1 pseudogene is annotated in these 26,840 nt (G+C 75.0%); it reads right to left on the bottom strand.

The annotated features are described in order from the left end of the window. Positions 1-3 precede the first annotated feature (3 nt). Positions 4-26,837, bottom strand: a pseudogene (locus Phou_RS56110) (type I polyketide synthase); the annotation flags it as partial. Positions 26,838-26,840 lie beyond the last annotated feature (3 nt).

The following is a 26,840-nucleotide window of genomic DNA, read 5'->3' as shown; positions in this document are numbered from 1 at the left end:
CCGTCAGTCGTGCGCCGGGTCGGGCGCCCCGTCGAGCGCCGCCCGCACCAGGTCGTCCACGGACATCGAGTCGATCAGCTCGGCGTCGCCGTCCGCGGCGGGCGCCGCGGCACCGTCGTGTCCGGCGAGCTGCAGCAGCGGTTCCAGCACGCCCACCTCGCGGAGCCGGGCCAGTGGCACGCTGGCGAGCAGCGCCCGGATCCTGGCCTCCTCGCCGTCGGCCTCGGTGCCGCCGTCCTGTTCGGGCAGCAGCTCGCCGAGTACGTGCTCGGCGAGCGCGGCCGGCGTGGGATGGTCGAAGACCAGCGTCGAGGGAAGGCTCAGGCCGGTGACGAGGTTGAGCTGGTTGCGCAGCTCCACGGTGGCCAGAGAGTCGAAGCCCAGGTCACGGAAGGGGCGATCGGCGCCGACCGCCTCCACGTCCGGCTGGCCGAGCACGTCGGCGCAGCGGCCCCGGACCAGGTCGAGCACCGCGTCCAGCCGGCCGGCGCGGGGCAGCGACAGCAGGTGTTCGCGAAGCTCGCCCTCGTCCGGCAGGTCCGCGGCATCCGGATCGGTGGCGCCGGGCAGATCGCGCAGCAGGGGACCGGGACGCCCGCCGCCCATGCCGCGTCCGGCCGGGACGGCGGCGACGAGCGTGGCGGGCTCGCCCTCGGCGACCAGCTGCCACATGGCGGTACAGGCGAGGTCCGGGTCCATCGTGGCGATGCCGGCGCGGCGAGTGGCCTGCTCCGCCTCGGTGCTGCCGGCCATGCCACCGCCTCCCCAGGCGCCCCAGGCGATGGAGGTCGCGGCGCGACCGGCGGCGCGGCGCCGCTCGGCGAGCGCGTCGAGCACCGCGTTCGCGGCGGTGTAGTTGGCCTGCCCCGGATTGCCGACGACGGCGGAGGCGGAGGAGAAGAGCACGAACGCCTCGGCGTCCGGGACGAGCTCGTCCAAGGCCAGTGCGGCCTCCACCTTGGACCGGAAGACCGCCGCGAACCGGTCCGGCGTCAGCCGGTCGAGGACGCCGTCGTCGAGGACACCGGCCGTGTGTACGACCGCGTTGACCGGCTGCTCAGCCAGCAGCGCGGCGAGCGCGGTCCGGTCGGCGACGTCGCAGGCGGCGACCGTGACCCGGGTGCCGAGCGCGGCCAGCTCGTCCCGCAGCTGCGCCGCTCCCGGCGCGTCGAGTCCGCGGCGGCTGGCCAGGATCAGATGGTCGGCTCCGTCACGGGCGAGCCGCCGGGCGACGTGCCCGCCGAGCGCGCCGGTGCCGCCGGTGATGAGCACGGTGCCGCGCGGCTCCCAGACCCGTGCCGGCTCCGGTGCGGGTGCCGGCAGCAGCCGCCGGCCGAAGAGGGCGGACGGTCGCACGGCCACCTGGCTCTCGCCGTCGAGGCCGGCGAGAACCGCCGCGAGGCCGGTGGCGGCGCGCTCGTCGACGGTGTCCGGCAGGTCGACGAGGCCGCCCCACCGCTCGGGGTACTCCAGGGCGGCGACCGCTCCGAGGCCCCAGACGGCCGCCTGCTCGGGGGCGCGTACCGGATCGGTGCGCCCGACGGAGACGGCGCCCCGCGTGAGGCACCACAGTGGAGCGGCGATGCCCGCGTCGCCGAGCGCCTGTACGGCGGTCGCGGCCAGCGGGGCGTCGGCGGTGGGCAGGAGCAGCACACCCGCGAATGGACCCTCGACCGCGCGCAGCCGCTCGGTCAGCGCGGAGCGGTCCGGTGTGGACACGTCGAGGCGTACCGCGTCGAGGAGGCCGTCCAGCCAGGTGGCGTCCGAGCCGTCCGGCACGAGCGCGAGCCAGCGACCCGGCACCGAGGCGGCGGACGGGCGGCTCAGGGGCTTCCACGTGACGCGGAAACGCCAGCTGTCGACCACGTCCTTGTCGCGCTTCTGGCCGCGCCAGTCGAGCAGGGCGGGCAGTACCTTCGCGAGCGCGTCACCCTCGACGTCCAGGATGGACTCCAGGGCGGTGAAGTCCTCGCCGGCGACAGCGGCCCAGAAGCGCTCGTCCGACCCGTCCGCCCCGGCCGGTGCCGCGGCGCGTGGCATGGCGTCCGGCCAGTAGCGCTGGCGCTGGAAGCCGTACGTGGGCAGGTCGACGGCACGGGCGCCGGTACCGGCGAAGAACCCGGCCCAGTCGACGCGCACACCCTGTGTGTGCAGGCGGGCGACGGCGGCCACGAGGCTCGCATCCTCGTCGCGCTCCTTGCGCAGGGCCGGCACGACGGTGGCCGTGTCCGGCAGGGACTCGCGGGCCATGGCCGACAGCACGCCGTCCGGCCCGAGCTCGACGAAGGCCGTCGCACCGCGCTCGGCGAGCGCCCGCACGCCGTCGGCGAAGCGCACGGCCTCGCGCGCGTGCCGCACCCAGTAGTCCGGCGAGGTGATGTCGCCGGCCGCCACGACCGGGATGCGCGGCTCGGCGAACGACAGTCCCTTCACGACGGCGGCGAAGTCGTCGAGCATCGGGTCCATCAGCGGCGAGTGGAAGGCGTGCGAAACCCGCAGCCGCGTCGATTTGTCAAACCGCGCCGCCACCGCGAGCACGGCCTCCTCGGCGCCGGCGATGACGACCGACCGCGGCCCGTTGACCGCGGCGATGGACACGTCGTCGTGCAGCAGTGGCAGTACCTCGGCCTCGGTGGCCCGCAGCGCGACCATCGCACCGACCTCGGGCAGCGCCTGCATGAGCCGCGCCCGCGCCGAGACGAGCCGGCAGGCGTCCACAAGGGAGAGCACTCCGGCCACGTGCGCTGCGGCGATCTCGCCGATGGAGTGCCCGGCCAGCAGGTCGGGACGCAGGCCCCACGACTCGGTGAGGCGGAAGAGGGCGACCTCGACCGCGAAGAGCGCCGGCTGGGCGTGACCGGTCTGGTTGAGCGCGTCGCCGTCGTCGCCCCACATCACCGCGCGGAGGTCGGGGTCGAGGTGGGCGAGGACGGCGTCGAGCGCGTCCGCGAAGACGGGGTACCGCTCGTACAGGCCGCGTCCCATGCCGAGCCGCTGCGAGCCCTGGCCGGCGAAGAGGAAGGCCAGCTTGCCCGGCCGGGCGGCCTTGTCCTGCAGCACGTGCGGCACCCGCTCGCCGCCGGCCACCGCCGCGAGCCCGGAGAGCAGTGCCTCGCGGTCGCCGGCGAGCACGGCCGCACGGTGCTCGAACGCGGACCGGGTTGTCGCCGCGGAGTACGCCAGGTCGGCGAGGCTCGTGTCGCCACCGTCTCCGACCCGGGCCAGCAGCCGCGTCGCCTGCTCGCGGAGCGCGGCGGGGGTGCGCGCGGAGAGCACCACCGGCAGCACGCCCGGCTCGCGGGTGGCCGGTGCCGGCTCGTCCGGTGCCGGCGGCTGTTCGAGGATCACGTGCGCGTTGGTGCCGCTCGCTCCGAACGAGGAGACACCCGCCCGGCGCGGCCGGTCCACGCCGGGCCACGGCGTCCGCGACGTCAGCACCGAGACCGCGCCGGACGACCAGTCCACGTGCGACGACGGGGCGTCGACGTGCAGGCTCTTCGGCAGCACGCCGTGGTGGAGCGCCTGGACCATCTTGACGATGCCGGCGACACCGGCGGCGGCCTGGGTGTGCCCGATGTTCGACTTGACCGTGCCGACGAGCAGCGGCCGCTCCCGGTCCCGCCCGTACGTCGCCAGCAGCGCCTGCGCCTCGATCGGATCGCCCAGCGTGGTGCCCGTACCATGCGCCTCGACGGCGTCCACATCGGAGGGTGACAGGCCGGCGGCGGCCAGCGCGCGGCGGATGACCCGCTGCTGCGCCGGTCCGCTCGGAGCGGTGAGGCCGTTGGAGGCGCCGTCCTGGTTGATCGCGCTGCCGCGCACGACGGCGAGCACGGTGTGGCCGAGCCGGCGCGCGTCGGAGAGCCGCTCGACGACGAGCATGCCCACGCCCTCGGACCAGCCGGTGCCGTCCGCCGTGTCGGAGAACGCCTTGCACCGACCGTCCGACGACAGCGCACCCATCTCGCCGAACTCCACGAACACCATCGGCGTCGCCATCACGGTCACGCCGCCGGCGAGGGCCATCGCGCACTCGCCGTTGCGTACCGACTGGGCGGCCAGGTGCAGCGCGACGAGCGACGAGGAGCAGGCCGTGTCCACGGAGACCGTCGGGCCTTGCAGGCCGAACGTGTACGCCACCCGGCCGGACAGCAGGCTCGCGGACTGCGCGGTCTGCCACTGTCCGGTCTGCTCGGCGGGCGGGCGGTAGTCGCCGCTGCCGCCGCCGACGAAGACGCCGACGTCGGTGCCGCGCAGCCCGGCCGGGTCGATTCCGGCCCGCTCCAGCGCCTCCCAGGTCGCCTCCAGCACGAGCCGCTGCTGCGGGTCCATCACCAGCGCCTCGCGCGGCGAGATGGCGAAGAAGTCGGGGTCGAAGTCGGCGACGTCGTAGAGGAAGCCGCCGCGGTACCCGAGCGCGTCGAGGTCCCAGCCCCGGTCCGTGGGAAGGTCGCCGGTGGCGTCGACCTCGTCCACCACCAGCCGCCACAGGTCCTCCGGCGACCGGACGCCGCCCGGGTAGCGGCAGCTCATGCCGACGATCACGATCGGGTCGTCCGCTGTGGACACCGCGACCGGCGGGGTGTCCTCGGGGCGGGTCTCGCCGCCGAGCAGCTCGTCCCGCACGTACCCGGCCAGCGCCTCGGGCGTCGGGTAGTCGAAGGCGAGCGTCGCCGGCAGGCTGAGCCCCGTCGCGGCGGCGAGCTGGTCGCGGAGGTCGACCGCGGTCAGCGAATCGAACCCGAGGTCCTTGAACGGCCAGTCCGGCTCGATCGCGTCCGGCCCGGCGTGACCGAGCACGGTGGCGACCTTCTCCCGGACCAGGGCCAGCACCGCCTCGGGCCGCTCCCCCTCGGGCAGGCTCAGCAACCTCGCCCGGAGGTCGGCCGCGGCGGAACGCTCCTCGCGGCTCGCGGCCTCGATGGCGGCCCGCGCCTCCGGCAGCGCGGACAGCAGCCGGCTCGGGCGCGCCGCGGTGAAGGCGGGCGCGAAGCGGTCCCAGACCACGTCGGCGAGGGTGACCGCGGTGGCCCCGTCCGCGACGGCCGCGCCGAGGGCGGCCATGGCCAGGTCGGGGTGCATCGCGGGCAGGCCGTTGAGCTGTGCGTGGGTGCCCTTGCCGGTCTCCGGCCCGGCGTCGACGCCGGCCCAGGCGCCCCACGACACGGACAGCGCGGTCGCGCCCCGGTCCCGGCGGCGCCGGGCCAGCGCGTCGACCACCGCGTCGACGGAGGCCTCCGCGCTCTGGCCGCGGAACCCGTACACGCCGGCAATCGATCCGAAGAGGACGAACGCGTCGAGCGGCCGGGCGCCGAGGACGGCGTCCAACGTGGCGACCCGGTCCATCACGGCCGCGACCGCGGCTGCCTGCCCGGGCGCCTCGCCGGGTTCGTCGCCGGCCAGCACGACGGCGGTCAGCGGCGCGCTCGGCGGTACGGCGTCGAGGAGGGCGGCGAGGGCGTTGCCGTCGCCGAGGTCGCAGGCTTGGATGGTCACCCGCGTGGCCAGCTCGCCGCGCAGCTCGTCGGCGGCCGGGCCGTCATGGCCGGTCAGCAGCAGGTGCTCGGCGCCCTGAGCGGCGAGCCAGCGCGCCACCCGGGAGCCCATCGGCGTGGTGCCACCGACGACGAGCACGGTGCCGGTCGGCTTCCACGTGCGGCCGGAGCCGGGTGTCGCGGGGCGTACCAGCCGTCGCGCGAGCGGGCCGGTGGCGCGGATCGCGACCTGGTCCTCGTCGCCGCCGAGGAGCGAGGCGAGGTTTGCGGCCGCGGGTCCATCGAGGACGTCGGGCAGGTCGACCAGGCCGCCCCAGCGGTCGGGTTGCTCCAGGGCGGCGACCCGTCCCTGACCCCACACCAGCGCCTGTCCCGCCTCCCGCAGGCGGTCCCCCTCGCCGGATGCCACGGCACCTCGCGTGAGGCACCAGAGCGGCGCGTCGATACCGGTGAGGGCGGGCAGGAGGTTTGCCGGCCAGGACTCCTCCGGCGGCAGGCCCGACCCGAGTGCCAGCAGCGAGACGACGCCGGTGAAGGTACGGCCGCGCAGGGACGGCAGGTCCGCGACCGTCACTGACTGCGCGCTCAACGCCTCGCGGACCCACTCGGCCTCGGGCTGCTCGGGGCGGGCGAGCACGAGCCACGAGCCGGCCGGCGTCCGGTCCGGTACGGCGATCGGCTCCCAGGTGACCTCGTAGCGCCAGCCGTCCACGATGGAGCGCTCCTGCCGGCGGCGGCGCCAGGAGGAGAGGGCGGGTACCACCGTCGAGAGGGCGGCGCCGTCGACCTCCAGGGCGGACGAGAGCGAGTCCACGTCCTCCCGCTCGACCGCCGACCAGAACTCGGCGTCCACCGGATCGACTGCTCCCGGCCGGGGTGCCGGCGACGGCCAGAACCGCTCGCGCTGGAACGCGTAGGTCGGCAGGTCGACCCGGCGCGCGCCGGCGAACAGCGGCTTCCAGTCCACGTCCACCCCGGCGACGTGCAGGCGGGCCAGCGCGGTCAGCAGCGCGGGCTCCTCGTCGCGGTCCTTGCGCAGGGTCGGTATGGCGCTGCCGGTGAGCCCGGCGAGCACTCCGTCCGGTCCGATCTCCAGGAGCGTCGCGTCGCCGATCGCCGAGACCGCGTCGGCAAACCGCACGGTGTCCCGCACGTGCCTGACCCAGTACTCAGGATCGGTCACCTCCCCGGCGGCGGCGATCGGGATGCGCGGCTCGTGGAGGGTGATGCCGGCGATCGCGTCCCGGAACGGGGCGAGCATCGGCTCCATCAGCGGGGAGTGGAACGCGTGTGACACCCGCAGCTTGCGGCTCTTCGGAAACTTGCGGGCGATCCTCCGTACCGCCTTCTCCTCGCCGGCGATGACGACGGACGCCGGCCCGTTCACCGCCGCGATCGACACCTCACCGGTGAGCAGCGGTGCGACCTCGTCCTCGGTGGCCGGCACGGCGACCATCGCGCCGCCCGCCGGCAGGGCCTGCATGAGCGACGCACGGGCGGAGACGAGGCGGCAGGCGTCCGGCAGTGACAGCACACCGGCCACGTGCGCGGCCGCGATCTCGCCGATCGAGTGGCCGGCGAGGTGGTCCGGCGTCACGCCGAACGACTCGACGAGGCGGTACAGGGCCACCTCGACGGCGAAGAGGGCGGGCTGGGCGTGGCCGGTCTGGTTCAGCAGGTCGGCGTCACCGCCCCACATCACGTCCCGCAGGCCGGTGTGGAGGTGTTCGAGCACCTCGTCGAGGGCGGTGGCGAAGACCGGGAACCGGTGGTACAGCTCGCGACCCATGCCGAGCCGTTGTGAGCCCTGTCCGGCGAAGAGGAACGCGGTCCGCCCGAGCGTCCTGGGCGCCGCGCCGCGCGCCACCTCCGCGGTGCCGGTGGGGCTCGCGAGCAGGACGGCCCGGTGTGTGAACGCGGCGCGGGCGGTGGCGAGCGTGTACCCGACGTCGAGCGGGGACAGCCCGTCGACCGCGGCGCTCAGCCGCTCGACCTGCGTCTCCAGCGCTTCGGCGGTGCGGCCGGAGACGAGCCACGGCACGAGCGCCGGCGTCGCCGCGTCCCGGTCGTCCAGTGCGGACGCGGCCGGGGCAGCCTCGACCACGACGTGCGCGTTGGTGCCGGAGACGCCGAACGCGGAGACACCCGCGCGGCGGGGGTGGCCGTTCTGCGGCCACGGCGCCGGCTCGCCCAGCAGCGCCACCGGCCCGGCCGTCCAGTCCACATGCGATGACGGCGGGTCGGCGTGCAGCGTGCGTGGCAGCAGGCCGTGCCGCATCGCGAGCACCATCTTGATGACGCCGGCGACACCCGCGGCGGCCTGGGTGTGGCCGAGGTTGGACTTGACCGAGCCGAGCCACAGTGGCCGCTCCCGGTCCGGGCCGAAAGTGGCCAGCAGCGCGTGCGCCTCGATCGGGTCGCCGAGCGTGGTGCCTGTGCCGTGCGCCTCGACCGCGTCGATGTCGCCCGGGCTCAGGCCGGCGTCGGCAAGCGCGTGGCGGATGACCCGCTGCTGCGCCGGTCCGTTCGGCGCGGTGAGGCCGTTGGAGGCGCCGTCCTGGTTGACCGCCGAGCCGCGCAGGAGTCCCCATACCTGGTGACCGTTGCGCACCGCGTCGGAGAGCCGCTCCAGCACGAGCATGCCCACGCCCTCGGACCAGCTGGTGCCGTCCGCCGCGTCGCCGAACGCCTTGCACCGCCCGTCCGGCGCCAGGCCGCCCTGCGCGCTGAACTCCACGAACGAGTCCGGTGTGGACATCACCGACACCCCGCCGGCCAGGGCCAGCGCGCACTCGCCGCCGCGCAGCGCGCGCATCGCCCAGTGCATGGCGACCAGCGAGGAGGAGCACGCGGTGTCCACGGTGACGGCCGGCCCTTCGAGGCCGAGCGTGTACGAGAGCCGCCCGGACATCACGCTGGCCGTGTTGCCGGTGGCCGCGTACCCCTGCACGTCGTCGGCGCCGCGGCGGAGCACGTCCACGTAGTCCTGGCCGTTGGTGCCGACGAACACACCGGTCTGGCTGCCCCGCAGCGCGGTGGGGTCGATGCCGGCCCGTTCGAGCGCCTCCCAGGTCGTCTCCAGCAGCAGCCGCTGCTGCGGGTCCATGGCGAGGGCCTCGCGCGGCGAGATGCCGAAGAACGCGGCGTCGAAGTCGGCGACGCCGGCCAGGAACCCGCCCTCGCGGGTGATGGAGGCGCCGGCGCCGAGCGCGTCGAGGTCCCAGCCGCGGTCGGCCGGGAAGCCGGAGATGCCGTCGCGCCCTTCGGCGAGCAGCCGCCACAGCTCCTCGGGCGAGGAGACGCCACCGGGGAACCGGCAGCCGATACCGACGATCGCGATCGGGTCGCCGGCGGTGTCGCCGGCCGGTACCGCGGGTGCGGCCGGGTCGTCGAGCGTGCCGAGCAGCTCGCCGACGAGGAAGTCGGCGAGCGCGCGCGGCGTCGGGTAGTCGTACACGAGGGAGGCGGGCAGGGTCAGGCCGGTGGCGGCGGCGATCCCGTTGCGCAGCTCCAACGTGGTCAGCGAGTCGAAGCCGAGGTCCTTGAACGCGCGGTCCGGTTCGATGGCGGTGGCGTCGGCGTACCCGAGCACGGCGGCGACCTGCGCGGTCAGCAGCTCCAGCACCGCGCGGGCCCGACCCGTCTCGGGCAGCCCGGCGAGGTGCCGCCGCAGCGCCGAGTCGGCATCCGGGGCGGCGGACTGCCGTTCGCGCACCTCGGGCAGGTCGGCGATGAGCGGCAGCGGCCTGGACCGCGCGGTGACGAACGCGGTGGTGAACCGCTCCCAGTCGATGTCGGCGACCGCGACGACCGTGTCGCCGTACCCGATCGCCTGGCCGAGTGCGGCGAGCGCCCGCGCGGGCGGCATCGGCGTGTAGCCGCCGCGCCGTACCCGTTCGGCCACGCCCGCGCCGTCGGCGACCATGCCCGCGTCGGCCCACGGACCCCAGGCGATCGACGTCGCGGGCAGGCCGGCGGCCCTGCGCTGCTCGGCGAGGGCGTCAAGCGCGGCATTGGCGGCCGCGTAGTTGGCCTGCCCCGCCGCGCCGACGAAGCCGGCCATCGAGGAGAAGAGCACCAACGCGTCGAGGGCTGAGCCGGCGGTCAGCTCGTGCAGGTTGCGGGCGGCGTCCAGCTTGGGGCGCATGACGGCGGCGAGGTCGTCCGGCGTGAGGGCGTCGACCACACCGTCCCGCACCAGGCCGGCGGCGTGGATGACGGCGCTGAGTGGCGCGTCAGCCGGTACCGACGCCAGCACCTCGGCCAGCGCGCCGCGGTCGGCGGCGTCGCAGGCCACGATCGTCACCCGGGCGCCGAGGTCGGTCAGCTCGCGGTGCAGGTCGGCGGCGCCCGGCGCGTCCGGGCCGCGGCGGCTGGTCAGCAGCAGGTGCTCGGCACCGGCGCCGGCCAGCCAGCGCGCGACCTGGCTGCCGAGGCCGCCGGTACCGCCGGTGACCAGCACGGTGCCGCGCGGCGCGGCGTCCCGCGCCGGTGGGCCGGAGGGGAGGGCGCGGGTGAGGCGGCGGGCGTACGTGCCGCTCGCGCGCACGGCCACCTGGTCCTCGCCGCCACCGAGCGCGGCGGGCAGGCGCCGCAGGGCGGCCGGGTCGAGGTCGGCGGGAAGATCGACGAGCCCGCCCCAGCGGCGCGGGTGCTCCAGCGCGGCGACCCGGCCGAGCCCCCAGATGGCGGCCTGCTCCGGGTCGGGTGGCGCGTCGGCCGGCCCGGTGGCAACGGCTCTGCGCGTGACACACCACAGTGGAGCGTCGATGCCGGCGTCGCCGAGAGCCTGTACCGCGGCCAGCGTGAGCGCGGCGTCGTCCAGCAGCGAGATGACGCCCACGAAACCGGTGCCGGCGCCGGCGAGCCGGGCGGCGAGGTCGGATCGCTCGGGAGCGGTCACCTCCACCCGCACCGCGTCGAGGCCTTCGGGCAACGGTGCGGACGAGGTGAGCGCGAGCCAGGTTCCCGATGGCGCAGCGGTCCGTTCCGGCACCGGCTTCCAGGTCGCGCGGTACCGCCAGCCGTCCACGACGGAGCGGGCGGGGGCGGCCGCCGGCTCCGGCCAGAAGCGCTGGTGCTGGAACGGGTAGGTGGGCAGGTCGGCGCGGCGGGCACCGCTCCCGGCGAAGTACGCGTGCCAGTCCACCCGCACACCGTGTACGTGCATCCCGGCCACCGCAGCCACGAGGGTGGCCACCTCGGCGCGGTCGCGCCGCAGTGCGGGCAGCAGCGCCGCGCCCTCGTCCAGGCTCTCGCGGGCCATGCCGCAGAGCACGCCGTCGGGCCCCAGCTCCAGGTAGGTGGTGACGCCCTGCCGGGCGATCGAGGCGATGCCGTCGGCGAAGCGGACCGAGTCGCGCACGTGCCTGACCCAGTACTCAGGGTCGGTCGGGTCGCCGGCGGTGGCGATCGGGATGCGCGGCGCCTCGAAGGTGAGGCCGGCGATGGCCGCCCGGAAGCCGTCGAGCATCGGCTCCATCAGGGGCGAGTGGAACGCGTGCGACACCCGCAGCCGCGTCGCCTTCTCGAACCGGGCCGCGACAGCGTCCACCTCGGCCTCGTCGCCGGCGATGACCACGGCGGCCGGGCCGTTGACGGCGGCGATGGAGACGCCCGGCGTCAGCAGCGGCCGGACGTCGTCCTCCGTGGCCCGGATCGCGACCATCGCACCGCCGGCCGGCAGCTCCCGCATGAGCGAGGCGCGTGCGGTGACCAGCGCGCCGGCGTCGGCCAGCGACAGCACGCCGGCGACGTGCGCGGCGGCGACCTCACCGATCGAGTGGCCGGCCAGGTGGTCGGGTGTGACGCCCCACGACTCGACCAGGCGGTAGAGGGCGACCTCGACCGCGAACAGGGCCGGCTGCGCCCAGCCCGTGTCGTCGAGGGCGGCGGGGTCGGAGCCCCACATCACGTGGCGTACGCCGGGGTCCAGGTGTGCCAGCGCATCGTCGAGCGCGGACGCGAAGGCCGGGAACCGCTCGTACAGCTCCCGCCCCATGCCGAGCCGCTGCGAACCCTGGCCGGTGAAGAGGATCGCGAGGCGGTCGCTTGCCGGCGCGCCCCGGACCAGGCCCGCGGCCGGTCCGCCGTCCCGCAGCGCCGCCAGGCCGCGTTCCACGTCGGCGGAGTCGGCGGCGACGATCGCGGCCCGGTGCTCGAAGCCGGTCCGGCCGGTGGCGAGCGAGTAGGACAGGTCGGCCAGCGGTACGCCGTCCACGAGGGACAGCAGCCGCTCGGCCTGCGCCCGCAGCGCCTCACCGGTACGGCCGGAGACCAGCACCGGGACGACGCCGGGCTCGGGAGCCTCGCCTGCGGGCGGTGCGGCAGGCGCCTGCTCGAGGATCACGTGCGCGTTCGTGCCGCTGATGCCGAAGGAGGAGACGCCGGCCCGCCACGGCCGGTCCACCTCGGGCCAGGCTGACTCGTCGATCAGCAGTTGCACCGCGCCGGCGGTCCAGTCCACATGCGACGACGGTGCCTCGGCGTGCAGGGTGCGCGGGAGCAGGCCGTACCGCAGCGCCTGCACCATCTTGATGACCCCGGCGGCGCCGGCAGCGGCCTGGGTGTGGCCGATGTTCGACTTCACCGAGCCGAGCAGCAGCGGCTTCCCGTCGCGCTGGCCGTACGTGGCGAGCAGCGCCTGCGCCTCGATCGGGTCGCCGAGCGCGGTGCCGGTGCCGTGCGCCTCGACAGCGTCCACGTCCGCGACCGTGAGCCGGGCGTTGGCGAGGGCCTGGTGGATGACCCGCTGCTGGGACGGGCCGTTCGGCGCGGTGAGGCCGTTGGAGGCGCCGTCCTGGTTGACCGCGCTCCCCCGCACCACGGCGAGCACCGGGTGTCCGTGCCGCTGCGCGTCCGAGAGCCGCTCCACGAGCAGGATGCCGGCGCCCTCGGCGAGCGACATGCCGTCCGCGCCGTCGCCGAACGCCTTGCACCGCCCGTCCGCGGCCAGCGCGCGCTGGCGGCTGAAGCCGATGAAGCTCGCCGGCGTGCCCATCACCGTCACGCCGCCGGCGAGCGCCAGCGTGCTCTCCCCGTTGCGCAGCGACTGGCAGGCCAGGTGGAGCGCGACGAGTGAGGAGGAGCATGCGGTGTCCAATGTGACCGCCGGGCCTTCGAGGCCGAAGAGGTAGGCGACGCGGCCGGAGAGCACGCTGGAGGCGGTACCGGTCATCATGTGCGCTTCGTTCGCGGCGCCCTCGCCGTACCCCTGGTAGCTGGCGCCGATGAAGGCGCCGGTCCGGCTGCCGCGCAGCGTCTCGGGGTCGATGCCGGCCCGCTCGATGGCCTCCCACGCGGTCTCCAGCAGCAGCCGCTGCTGCGGGTCCATCGCGAGCGCCTCGCGCGGCGAGATGCCGAAGAAACCCGGGTCGAAGTCGCCCGCGCCGTCGAGGAAGCCGCCGCGCACGGTGTACGAGGTGCCCGGGCGGTCCGGGTCGGGGTCGTAGATGGCGTCCGCGTCCCAGCCGCGGTCGGGCGGAAACTCCGAAGTGGCGTCGACGCCGTCGCGCAGCAGGCGCCACAGGTCGTCCGGCGAGGCCGCCCCGCCGGGGAAGCGGCAGGCCATGCCGACGATCGCGATCGGCTCGTCGCTCGCGGCGGCCACGACCGCCGGTGCCGCCGGGGTACCGGCCGGGTCGCCGGTCACCTGTCCGGCGAGGAACTGCGCGAGGGCGATGGGGGTCGGGTAGTCGAAGACCATCGTGGTCGGCAGCTTGAGCCCGGTCGCGGCGGCGAGGCGGTTGCGCAGGTCCACCGCGGTGACGGAGTCGAAGCCGACCTCGCGGAACGCGCGCCGCTCCGGCAGCGAGTCGACCGAGGCGTGCCCGAGCACGGTGGCCGCCTCGGCGCGTACCAGGTCGACGAGGACGCGGGCCCGCTCGCCCGGGGTGAGCGTGCGCAGCCGTGTGGCGAACTCGCCCTCCGCCGCCTCGCGGCTGGCCCGCTCGGCCGCCTCGACAAGCCGGCGGACCTCGGGCACCTCGGCGAAGAGCGTGGTGTCGCGGCGCGCGCTGAACGTCGGGTGGTAGCGGTCCCAGTCGATGTCCGCGACCGCGACCGCCGTCTCGTCGTCGTCGAGCACCTGCCCGAGGCCGGCCATCGCGAGGTCGGGGTCGAGGTAGACAAGGCCGCTGCGGATGACGCCGTACGGGTCGGGCTCGTCCAGCCGCGTGTTCTCCGGCCACTTTCCCCAGTGGACGGAGAGGGCGTGCCGGCCGCGAGCGCGGCGGTTGGCGGCGAGCGCGGCGAGGTGGGCGTTGCCGGCGGCGTACGCGCCGTGGTCGCCGCTGCCCCACATTCCGGCGATCGACGAGTAGAGCACGAACGCGTCAAGCTCGTCGGTGTCCAGCAGCTCGTCGAGGTGCTCGGCACCGGCCACCTTGGCGTGTACCACCAGCGAGAACTCGGCGAGGCTCATCTCCGCGAGAGTGCCCAGCCGGATGACGGCGGCCGCGTGGACGACGGTGCGCACCGTACGGCCGTCCGCCGTCAGCGCGGCGAGCAGCGCCGCCACGGCGTCCCGGTCGGCGACGTCGCAGGAGCGGACCTCGGCCTCGGTGCCCAACTCGGCCAGTTCGGCGACAAGCTCCGCCATGCCCGGCGCGGCCATGCCGGTGCGGCTGGTGAGCACGACGTGCTCGGCGCCGCGGCGGGCCAGCCAGCGGGCGAGGTCGGGGCCGATGGTGCCGGTCGCGCCGGTGACGAGGGTGGTGCCGCGCGGCTGCCAGGGTCGGGCGGGCGTGCCGGTGGACGGCGCGCGTACCACCCGCCGGGCCAGCACGCCCTGCTGCCGGATCGCGACCTGGTCCTCACCTGACTGGCCGGTCAGCACGGCGGCGAGGCGCTGGGCGGCCCGCCCGTCGAGCACGTCGGGCAGGTCGATCGCGCCGCCGTAGCGCCGCGGGTGCTCCAGCGCCGCCGTCCAGGCGACGCCGAGGACCTGCGCCTGCGCCGGCCGTACGGCGGTGTCGGCCGGGCTCGCCGCCACCGCGCGGCGGGTCAGACACCACAGTGGAGCGTCGACGCCGGCGTCGCCGAGGGCCTGCACGAGCGCGACGGTCAGCGCGAGCCCTCCGGAGAGCGCGGGGTACCGCTCGCTCGGCTCCTCGGCGGCGGCCAGCAGGGAGACGATTCCGGTCACGCCGCCTGCGCCGTCCAGCCGCGCGGCCAGTACCGCCCGGTCGACGCACTCGTCGTCGAGCACGAGGCGGCGCACCTCGGCACCGTGCGCGGTGAGCGCGGCGGCCACGTCCTCGCCGCCGGCCCCGGCCGCGGTGACCAGCAGCCAGGTGCCGGTGAGCGTGGCCTGGGGCAGGGCGCCGACCGGCTGCCAAGCGACCCGGTACCGCAACGCGTCCACGGCCGCCCGGTCCTGCCGCTGCCGCCGCCACGCCGAGAGCGCGGGCAGTACGGCGGTGAGCGCCGGTGCGTCCAGCCGCAGGCTCGCGGTCAGCGCGGCCAGGTCCTCGCGCTCGACCGCGGCCCAGAACGCCGCCTCCTCCGGGTCGGCAGCCATGCTCGGCCCCGGCTCGGCGGGCGTGACCCAGAAGCGCTCGTGCTGGAACGCGTACGTCGGCAGGTCGACCCGCCGCCCGCCGGCAAGGAACGGCTTCCAGTCCACGGGCACGCCCCGGACGAACAGCTCCGCGAGCGAGGCGGCGAAGCGGTGCAGGCCGCCCTCGTCACGGCGGAGGGTACCGGCCACCACGACCGCCTCGCCGGCGGTGTCCGCGAGGTCGGCGGTGTCGCTCACGGCGCCGGTGAGCACCGGGTGGGAGCTCACCTCGACGAAGACGCGGTGCCCCTCGCCGAGCAGCGCCTGGATGGCCGGCTCGAAGCCGACGGTCTGGCGCAGGTTGCGGTACCAGTACTCGGCGTCGAGTGCCGGTCCGTCGATCCAGCCGCCGGTGACGGTGGAGCGGAACGGCACGCTCGGCGTGCGCGGCCGGATCGGGGCGAGCTGGGCCAGCAGGTCGTCGTGGAGCGCCTCGACCTGCGCGGAGTGTGAGGCGTAGTCCACCGCGATGCGGCGCAGCCAGATGTCCTCACCGGACAGCTCGGCGCAGAGGGCGTCCAAAGCGTCGGGGTCGCCGGAGACGACGACGGAGCGGGGGCCGTTGACGGCGGCGATGGAGACGCGGCCGTCGCCGGGAAGGCGCCGGGCCATCTCGTCGGCCGCGAGCGCGACGGAGACCATCCCGCCGCGTCCGGCCAGGCGTGCGCCGATCGCCCGGCTCCGGAGCGCGACGACGAGGGCGGCGTCCGGGAGGGAGAGTGCGCCGGACACGCAGGCCGCGGCGATCTCACCCTGCGAGTGGCCGACCACGGCGTCCGGTGCCACGCCGTGCGCCCGCCACATCTCGGCAAGCGACACCATCACCGCGAACGACGCCGGCTGTACGACGTCGACGCGCTCCAGCAGCGCGGCATGCGCCTCGCCGCGCAGCAGGTCGAGCAGCGACCAGTCGACGTGCGCGCTGAGAGCCGCCGCGCACTCGGCGGCGCGGGCGGCGAAGACGGGAGACTCGGCGAGCAGCCGCGCGCCCATGCCCACCCATTGCGAGCCCTGCCCGGGGAAGACGAACACCGTCCGCCCCTCGACGTCGGCGACGCCCTCCACGCGGGTCTCACCGAGCAGCACGGCGCGGTGCTCGAAGAGCGAGCGGGTGTCCACAAGCGACGCGCCGACGTCCACCGGGTCCAGGCCGGCGACGGCGGCCGCGAGCGTGTCCGCCTGCTCCCGGGCCGTCGCCGCGGTACGGCCGGACACGATCCAGGGCACCACGGCGCCCGGCTCGGCGCGGGGGCGCGGCTCCGGCTCAGCCGGTGCGTGCTCGATGACGACGTGCGCGTTGGTACCGCTCACCCCGAATGACGAGATGCCCGCCCGCCGCGCCCGGTCCACCTCGGGCCAGGGCGTGTTTTCGGTCAGCAGGCTCACCCGCCCGGCCGACCAGTCCACGTGCGACGAGGGCGTGGCGGCGTGCAGCGTGCGGGGCAGGACGCCGTGCCGTAGCGCGAGCACCATCTTGATGACGCCGGCGACGCCCGCGGCGGCCTGGGTGTGGCCGATGTTCGACTTGATGGAGCCGAGGAAGAGCGGGTGTTCCCGATCCTGCCCGTACGTGGCGAGGAGTGCCTGCGCCTCGATCGGGTCGCCGAGCGACGTGCCGGTGCCATGCGCCTCGACGGCATCCACATCGGACAGTTTCAGGCCGGCGTTGGCGAGGGCCTGGCGGATCACCCGCTGCTGGGACGGGCCGTTCGGTGCGGTGAGGCCGTTGGAGGCGCCGTCCTGGTTGACCGCCGAGCCGCGGACGACCGCAAGGATCGGGTGGCCGTTGCGGCGCGCGTCGGACAGCCGCTCCACCACGAGCACGCCGACGCCCTCGGACCAGCCGGTGCCGTCCGCCGCGTCGGAGAACGCCTTGCACCGGCCGTCCGCGGCCATCCCGCCCTGGTGGGTGAACTCGATGAAGCTGTTCGGCGTCGCCATGACGGTGACGCCACCGGCTAGCGCGAGGTCGCACTCCCCTGCCGCAGCGCCTGCCCGGCCAGGTGGAGCGCGACGAGCGACGAGGAGCAGGCGGTGTCCACGGTGACCGCCGGCCCTTCGAAGCCGAACGTGTACGACACCCGGCCGGAGATGACGCTCGCCGACAGGCCGGTGGCCGCGTGGCCGCCGACCTCCTCACCCGCGGCGCCGACGAGGTTGGCGTAGTCCTGCCCGTTCGTGCCCATGAAGACGCCGGTCTGGCTGCCCCGCAGGCGCGCCGGTGCGATCCCCGAGCGCTCGACCGCCTCCCACGACACCTCCAGCAGCAGCCGCTGCTGCGGGTCCATCGCCACCGCCTCGCGGGGCGAGATGCCGAAGAACGCCGCGTCGAAGCCGGCCACGTCGGTGAGGAAGCCGCCTTCGAGGGTGTCGCTGCGCCCGGGGCCGCCACCACCGGCGAGGGCGGCGAGGTCCCAGCCACGGTCGGTGGGGAACGCGTCGATGCCCTCCCGCCCGTCCAGCAACATGTCCCACAGCTCTTGCGGCGAGCGGACGCCACCGGGAAAGCGGCACGCCATGCCGACGATCGCGATCGGCTCGTCGGTCTCCGCCCCGGCCCGTGCCGGCACGAGCGCCGCCACGCCACCCCCGGTCAGCTCGCCGACGAGGTGGGTGGCGAGCGCGCGCGGTGTCGGAAAGTCGAAGACAAGCCCGGCCGGCAGCTCCAATCCGGTGAGGCCGGCGAGCGCGTTGCGAAGCTCCAATGCGGACAGTGAGTCGAAGCCGAGGTCGCGGAAGGCCTTGTCGACTCCGACCGCCGTCGGGCTGGCGTGCCCGAGCACCGTGGCGGCCTGGCGGCGGACGAGGTCCAGCAGCGCCGCCGCACGCCCGTCCTCGGTGAGGTCGCGCAGCCGCTCGCGGAGCGCCGCCCCGGCGGAGGCGGCCTCGCGGCGGGCGGCTTCGGCGGCGGCGATCGCGGCGGCCGCGCCGGGCAGGTCGGCGAGGAGGCGGCTGGGCCGGATGGCGAGGAGCGCGCCGATCAGCCGGTCCTGGCGCAGGTCGGCGATGACCACGCGCGGCTGCGGCTCGGCCACCGCCTGGGCGAGTGCGGCGAGCGCGCGGTCCGGGTCCATGGCGGCCACGCCCATCCGCGACGACCAGTCGTCGCCCGCGGTCGCGGCCATGCCGCCGCCGGACCAGGCACCCCAGGCGATCGAGGTGGCGGCCCGACCGGCCGCGCGGCGCCGGGCGGCGATCGCGTCCAGGGCCGCGTTCGCCGCGGCGTAGTTGGCCTGTCCTGGGCTGCCGACCGTCCCGGCCAGCGAGGAGAAGAGGACGTACGCGTCGAGGTCCGGCAAGAGCTCATCGAGTACGAGCGCCGCGTCCACTTTGGAGCGGAACACGGCTGTGAAGCGGGCCGCGGTGAGCGAGTCGAGCACGCCGTCGTCAAGGACGCCGGCGGCGTGCACCACGGCCCGCACGTCACCGATCTCACCCAGCAGCGCACGCAGTTGCTCGCGGTCGGCGGCGTCACAGGCGGCCACGGTCAGCTCGACACCGTTCAGCTCTTCGCGGAGCGCGGCCACGCCTTCGGCCTCGGCGCCGCGGCGGCTGACGAGCACGAGCCGTTCCGCGCCGTTGGCGGCGAGCCACCGTGCCACGTGCCTGCCCAACGCGCCGGTACCGCCGGTGACAAGCACCGTGCCGGACGGCGCCCAAGGCGCGGGCGCGTCGAGGGGCGCGGGTGCCGGTGCCAGCCGCCGGCCGTAGGTGCCCGACGAGCGGATCGCGACCTGGTCCTCGCCGTCGCCGCTGTCCAGCGCGGCGGGGAGCCGGCGCAGGACCGCCTCGTCCAGCACCTCCGGCAGGTCGACGAGGCCGCCCCACCGGCGTGGCAGCTCCAGCGCGGCCACCCGGCCGAGTCCCCACACCGCGGCCTGTCCGGGTGCGGGCGGTCCGTCGGTGCCGTCCACGGCGACCGCGCCGCACGTGACAGTCCACAGTGGCGCCTCGATGCCCCGCTCGCCGAGCGCGCGGACCAGCCCGGCGGTGGCGATGGCGGCCGCGCTCGGGTCGCCGTTTTCGCCGAGCGCGAGGAGCGAGACGACCGCGTCGTACTCGCCGGCGTGCAAACCGTCGAGAGGGGTGGTGGTGGCGCCGAGGGCGGTGGCGACGGCGGTCGCGTACCCGTCCGGCTCGTCCGGCACGACCGCGAGCCAGCGGCGACCCGGCGCCGGGCCGGAGGTGGCGGTGAGCGGTGCCCAGGACTCGCGGTAGCGCCAGGAGTCGATGGTGGAGCGTTCCAGGCGGCGGCCGCGCCAAGCGGCGAGTGCCGGCACCATCGCGCCGACCGTGTCCGCGTCAAGCTCCAGGGTGGACGCCAGCGTGGCGACGTCACCCCGCTCGACGGCCGTCCAGAAGTCCGCGTCCATCGCGTCGACCGGGAAGGTGAACTCGGGTGGCTCGGGCCAGTACCGCTTGTGGTCGAACGCGTAGGTCGGCAGCTCGGCCGGCCGCACGCCGGTGCCGGCGAACGCTGGTGTCCAGTCGACGGTGACGCCGGCCGTGTAGAGCCGGGCGAGCGCGGTCAGCAGCGCGGTCTCTTCAGGCCGGTCTTTGCGCAGGCTCGGGACCGCGTCACCGATCAGCGCCGACAGCACCCCGTCCGGGCCCACCTCAAGAACCGTCGCCTCACCAAACGAGGCCACCGCGTCAGCGAACCGGACCGTGTCCCGCACATGCCTAACCCAGAACTCAACATCCGTGACATCCCCCACCGCCGCGACCGGAATGCGGGGCTGATGGAACGTGATACCAGCAATCGCCTCCCGGAAAGCCGGCAGCATCGGATCCATCAACGGCGAATGAAACGCATGCGAAACCCGCAACCGAGTCGACTTCTCAAAATGCTTGGCAACCGCGACCACATCGTCCTCGTCGCCCGCGACCACGACCGCGTCGGCCGCATTGACGGCGGCGATGGATACCCGTTCGCTGAGCAGCGGCGCCACCTCAGCCTCGGTCGCGCGGATGGCGACCATCGCCCCACCCGTCGGCAGCTGCTGCATGAGACCGGCACGCGCGGTGACCAGCCGGGCGGCGTCTTGCAGCGACAACACCCCGGCCACATGCGCGGCGACGATCTCCCCGATCGAGTGACCCGCCAACTGGTCAGGCTTGACACCGAACGACTCAACCAGCCGGAACAGGGCCACCTCGACCGCGAACAAGGCCGGCTGCGTCCAACCGGTCTGGTTCAGCGCGTCGCCGTCCTGACCCCACATCACGTCCTTGAGGCCCGGCTCAAGATGCGCGAGCACCTCGTCAAAGGCTGACGCGAACACCGGAAAGCGGGCGTACAACTCCCGACCCATGCCCAGACGCTGCGAACCCTGACCGGAGAAGACGACCGCGAGCGGACGGCTCTTCACCACCCCACGGGCAACCTCGGTGACACCATCCCCGCCGGCCAGCAGCACCGCCCGATGGTCGAACGCTGAGCGACCGGCCAACGCCAGGCCGACGCCGGCGATCGGCGCGTCGACCGCACGCAGCCGGGCGATCTGGGCGTCCAGGGCGGCTCCGGACCGGGCCGAGACGGGCCATGGCACGACCGCGGGCGGGGAGACAGGCGCGGGCGTCGACGCCGCCGCCGGCTGCTCCAGGATGACGTGTGCGTTGGTGCCGCTGATGCCGAACGACGACACCGCCGCCCGCCTGGGCCGGTCCACGCTCGGCCAGGGCATCGGCTCGCGCAGCAGCTCGACCGCGCCCGCCGTCCAGTCCACATGCGACGAGGGCTCGTCGACGTGGAGCGTCTTTGGCGCGACGCCGTGCCGCATCGCCATGATCATCTTGATCACGCCGGCCACGCCGGCGGCCGCCTGGGTGTGTCCGAGGTTCGACTTGACCGAGCCGAGCAGCAGCGGCTGCTCCCGGTCCCGGCCGTAGGTGGCAAGGAGCGCCTGCGCCTCGATCGGGTCGCCGAGCGTCGTCCCGGTGCCGTGCCCCTCGACGACGTCCACATCGGACATGGTGAGCCCGCCGCTGGCGAGCGCCTGCCGGATGACCCGCTGCTGTGACGGGCCGTTCGGTGCGGTGAGGCCGTTGGAGGCGCCGTCCTGGTTGACCGCCGAGCCGCGCAGGACCGCGTAGACGGGGTGGCCGTGGCGGCGGGCGTCGGAGAGCCGCTCCAGCACCACGACGCCGACGCCCTCGGACCAGCCGACGCCGTCGGCCGTGTCGGCGAACGCGCGGCACCGGCCGTCAGGTGACAGGCCGCGCTGGCGGGAGAACTCGACGAACGAGTTGGGCGTGGCCATGACGGTGACGCCGCCGGCCAGCGCCAGGTCGCACTCGCCAACGCGCAGCGACTGCGCGGCCAGGTGCATCGCCACGAGCGACGACGAGCAGGCCGTATCCACCGTGACCGCCGGGCCCTCGAAGCCGAACGTGTACGACACCCGGCCGGACACGACGCTTGGCGAGCTGCCGTTGCCCTGGAAGCCCTCGAAGTCACCGCCGCCGAGCAGGTGGCTGTAGTCGCTGTACATCACGCCCGCGAAGACACCGGTCTGGCTTCCGCGCAGGGCGATCGGGTCGATGCCGGCCCGCTCGACCGCCTCCCACGAGACCTCCAGCAGCAGCCGCTGCTGTGCGTCAGTCGCGAGGGCCTCGCGCGGGCTCATGCCGAAGAACTCGGCGTCGAACTCGCCCGCGTCGTGCAGGAACCCGCCGGACCGGGTGTACGAGGTGCCGGGGTGGTCGGGGTCGGGGTGGTAGAGCGCGTCGAGATCCCAGCCCCGGTCTGCGGGGAAGCCGCTTATCGCGTCGGTGCCGTCGCTGACGAGGCGCCACAGGTCTTCGGGCGAGGCGACACCGCCGGGATAGCGGCAGGCCATGCCGACGACCACGATCGGGTCGTCCGAGCTGGCGGTGAGGCGGGGCAGCGGGGCGGTGGCCTCGGTGCCCGTGCCGAGAAGCTCGTCCAGCAGGTACCCGGCGAGCGCGCCGGCCGTCGGGTAGTCGAAGACGAGCGTGGCGGGCAGCCGCAGCCCGGTCACGGTGCCGAGCCGGTTGCGCAGCTCGACCGAGGTGAGCGAGTCGAAGCCCAGGTCCTGGAACGCCTTCGCCGGGTCGATCTTGTCGGCGCCGGTGTGCCCGAGCGTGGCGGCGACCTGCCCGCGCACCAGCTCCAGCAGGGTGTCGCGCCGCTCGCCCTCCTCCAGCCCGGCGAGCCGCTGCGCCAGGCCGCGCGCGGCGCCGGAGACGGTACCTCGGCGCACCGGGGTGCGGATGAGGCCGCGCAGGATCGGCGGGATCTCGCCCGCGGCCCGGATCGCCGGCAGGTCCAGCCGGATGGGGACCACCGACGGCTCGCCGGCCGCCACCGCGGCGTCGAGGAGCGCCAGCCCTTGCTCGACGGTCAGCGGCGGGGTGCCGGCGCGCGCGAGCCGCTCGGCGTCGGCGGCCATGCCCTCGGTCCACGGCCCCCACGCCAGGGAGACCGCCGGCAACCCCTCGGCGCGGCGGTGTGCCGCCAGCGCGTCAAGGAACGCGTTGCCAGCCGCGTAGTTGGCCTGACCCGCGCCACCGAAGACACCGGCGGCTGACGAGAACAGCACGAACGTCTCCACGTCACGGGCCAGCTCGTGCAGGTGCCACGCGGCGTCCACCTTCGGCCGCAGCACGGTGTCAAACCGCTCCGGCGTCAGCGACTCGACAACCCCGTCGTCGAGCACCCCGGCCGCGTGCACGACAGCCGCCACCGCGTGCTCGGCCAGCAGCGCGGCCAGCGCCTCCCGGTCCGCGACATCGCACGCCACGACGGACACCTCGGCGTCCAGCCCGGCCACGAGGTCCTCACCGCCGCCGCGACGGCTGGCCAGCACGAGCCGCCGCACCCCGTGGCGTTCGACCAGGTGGCGGGCGACGACCGCGCCCAGCCCGCCGGTCCCTCCGGTGATGAGCACCGTGCCGTCCGGCCGCCACGCGGCGGCCCCGTCCGTGCGGGGCGACACCCGGGCCAGGCGCGTGGCGAACGCCCGCCCCGCGTGGATCGCCAGCTCCGGCTCCTCCGACGCGAGGGCGGAAGGGAGCAAGGCCGCCGAGGCCGCGTCGCCGTCGATCTCGACGAGCGCGTAGCGGCCGGGGTCCTCCGCGGCCGCCGAGCGCACCAGGCCCCAGACCGCGGCGGCGGCCAGGTCGCCCGACCGGGTGACAAACACGAGGCGGGTACCCGTGAACCGCTGCACCCGGTCCAGCGCGCGGGTGGTCAGCTCCCGCACGGCCGAGGGCACGTCCAGCGAAGGCGGGGAAGCCAGCTCGCACAGCTCCACCCCGGCCGGCGGCTGGGCCTCCGCGAGCGCGACGGGTGTCCACTCCGGACGGAAGAGCGCGTCCAGGGCGAGCTCGCTCCGCCCGGCGTCGGGGGCGCGGACGACCAGCGAGTCGACCGAGGCGACCGGGCCACCGGTGGGGTCGACGACCGCGATCGACACGGCGTCGTCGGCGAGCCGGGTGAGCCGTACCCGTACCGCGGACGCGCCGGTCGCGTGCAGGGACACACCCTCCCAGGCGAACGGCAGCCCGCCCCGGCTCGCCGCACCCAGGTCGACGAAGGCGAGTGCGTGCAGTACCGCGTCCAGCAGCGCGGGGTGCACGCCGAACGCCTCGGCCCCCGTCACCTGCGGGAGGCCGACCTCGGCGTACACGTCGCCGCCGTCGCCGCGCCAGGCCGCGCGCAGGCCGCGGAACGTCGGGCCGTACGCGAACCCGTCCTCGGCCAGCCGCTCGTACAGCCCTTCGACCGCCACGGGCCGCGCTCCGGCCGGCGGCCACTGAGCGGCCGGGACGGGCGACTGGCTGGGGCCGTGTCCGAGCACGCCGGTGGCGTGCAGGGCCCACCGCTGGTCGTCGGCGCCGTCCGGCCGGGAGTAGATGTCGACAGTGCGCTGGCCGGCGCCGTCGGGGCTGCCGACCCACAGCTGCACCTGTACGCCGCCGCGCTCCGGCAGCACGAGCGGTGCGGCGAGCGTCAGCTCCTCGACCCGGTCGCAGCCGACCTCGTCGCCGGCCCGGATCGCCAGCTCCAGGAAGGCGGTACCGGGCAGGAGCACCTGGCCACGCACGGTGTGGTCGGCGAGCCAGGGGTGGGTCTGCGTGGAGATCCTGCCGGTGAGCAGCGCCCCGTCGGAGTGTGCCAGCGAGACGGCGGCGCCGAGCAGGGGGTGGTGTGCCGCGCCGAGCCCGGCCGATCGCGGGTCACCGGCGGCGATCCGCCCGGAGGGCCAGAACCGCTGCCGCTGGAACGGGTACGTGGGCAGGTCGACCCACCGCGCACCCGACCCCTCGAACGCCGGCGCCCAGTCGACGCCCAACCCGGTGACGTGCAGCCGGCCGAGCGCCGTCAGCAGCGCCGTCTCTTCGGGCCGGTCCTTGCGCAGAGCCGGGATGCCGTCGCCGGCGAGCGCGGACAGCACGCCGTCCGGGCCGATCTCCAGGAAGACCGAGCCCTCCAGCGACGCCACCGCGTCGGCGAAACGGACCGTGTCCCGCACATGCCTGACCCAGTACTCAGGATCAGTCACATCCCCGCCTGCCACCACCGGCATGCGCGGCTGCGCGAAGGCCAAGCCCGACACCACAGCCCGGAAGTCGTCGAGCATCGGCTCCATCAGAGGTGAGTGGAACGCGTGCGACACCCGCAACCGCGTCGCCTTCTCAAACCGCGAAGCCACCGCCGTGACGGCGCCCTCGTCACCGGCGATCACGACGTTTGACGGACCGTTCACGGCGGCGATCGACACGTCTTCGGTCAGCAGTGGGAGCACGTCGGCCTCGGCGGCCCGCAGCGCGACCATCGCCCCACCAGCCGGCAACGCCTGCATCAACGACGCACGCACGGAGACCAGACGGCAGGCGTCCTCCAACGAGAACACACCCGCGACATGCGCCGCCGCCACCTCACCGATCGAATGACCGGCAACGTGATCCGGACGCAGACCGAACGACGACATCAGCCGGAACAGCGCCACCTCAACCGCGAACAACGCCGGCTGCGCCCACCCCGTCCGCTCCAACAGCTCAACGTCGACACCCCACATCACATCCCGCACACCCGGATCCAGCTGCGACAGCACCTCGTCCAACGCCTCCGCGAAGACCGGGAAACGCGCGTACAGCTCACGCCCCATACCCAGCCGCTGCGAACCCTGACCGGAGAAGAGCATCGCCAGCTTCGGGCGTACCCGGACGGCACCGGTGACCGCCGCGGCCCCCGGCTCGCCGGCGGCGAGCGACCACAGGGCGGCCCGCGCGTCCTCGGCGGTCTCGGCGACCACGACCGCGCGGTGCTCGAAGCTGGACCGCCCGGACGCGAGCGAGAACGCGGCATCCGGCAGCGCGGCGCCGTCCAGTGTGGAGGCGACGGCGGCCGCGGCGGCACCGAGCGCCTCCGGCGAGCGGGCGGACACCAGGAGGGGCACCGGCGCGACGGCGGGAAGGTGCGCCTCGGCGGCGGGCGCGGGCGGCGCCTGCTCGATGATGGCGTGCGCGTTGGTGCCGCTGATGCCGAAGGACGAGACGGCGACCCGCCGCGGCTCGCCCGTCTCCGGCCACGGCTGGTTTTCGGTGACGAGCTCGACGGCGCCGGACGCCCAGTCCACATGCGACGAGGGCGCGTCGACGTGCAGCGTCTTCGGCACGATGCCGTGCCGCATCGCCTGCACCATCTTGATGACGCCGGCGACGCCGGCGGCGGCCTGCGTGTGGCTGATGTTCGACTTGACGGAGCCGAGCAGCAGCGGGCGCTCCCGGTTGCGGCCGTACGTGGCGAGCAGCGCCTGCGCCTCGACCGGGTCGCCGAGCGTCGTACCGGTACCGTGCGCCTCCACCGCGTCGATCTGGCCGGCGGAAAGCCGCGCGTTGACGAGTGCCTGTTCGATGACGTACCGCTGGGACGGGCCGTTGGGGGCGGTGAGCCCGTTGGAGGCGCCGTCCTGGTTGACGGCCGAGCCGCGCACGACGGCGAGGATCTCGCGGCCGTTGCGCTGCGCGTCGGAAAGCCGCTCGAGGACGAGCACGCCGACGCCCTCGGCCCAGCCGGTGCCGTTCGCGGAGTCGGCGAAGGAGCGGCAGAAGCCGTCGCCGGCCAGGCCGCCCTGCTTTCCCATCTCGGCGAACGTCGTCGGGCTGGACATGATGGTCACGCCGCCGACCACCGCCAGCCCGCACTCGCCGGCCCGCAGTGACCGGGTGGCGAGGTGCAGCGCGACGAGCGACGACGAGCAGGCGGTGTCGATGGTGACCGCCGGGCCGACCACGCCGAACACATAGGAGAGCCGGCCGGACAGGACGCTGTTGGCACTGCCGGTGAGCTGGTAGCCCTCGACGTCGTCGTCCGGGCCGACCGTGTACTCGTGGCCCATCGCGCCGATGAACATGCCGGTCTGGCTGCCCTTGAGTGACAGCGGCGCGATGCCGGCCCGCTCGAACGCCTCCCACGTCGTCTCCAGCAGCACCCGCTGCTGCGGTTCCATCGCGAGCGCTTCGCGCGGCGAGATGCCGAAGAACTCCGCGTCGAACTCAGCCGCGCCGTGCAGGAACCCGCCCGCCGTGGCTGAGGAGGTGTCGAGGCTTTCGAGGTCCCAGCCGCGGTCGGTGGGGAAGCCGGTGATGCCGTGCTGGCCGCCCTCGACCATCCGCCACAGCTCTTCCGGGCTGGCGACGCCACCCGGGTAGCGGCAGCTCATGCCGACGATCGCGATGGGCTCCCGCTCGGCCGCCTCGATCTCCTGAAGCCGCTGCCTCGTGCGCCGGAGGTCGGCGGTCGAGCGCTTGAGGTA

Source organism: Phytohabitans houttuyneae, from assembly GCF_011764425.1.
GTDB lineage: Bacteria > Actinomycetota > Actinomycetes > Mycobacteriales > Micromonosporaceae > Phytohabitans > Phytohabitans houttuyneae.
This window is presented reverse-complemented; position numbering and strand designations above follow the sequence as displayed.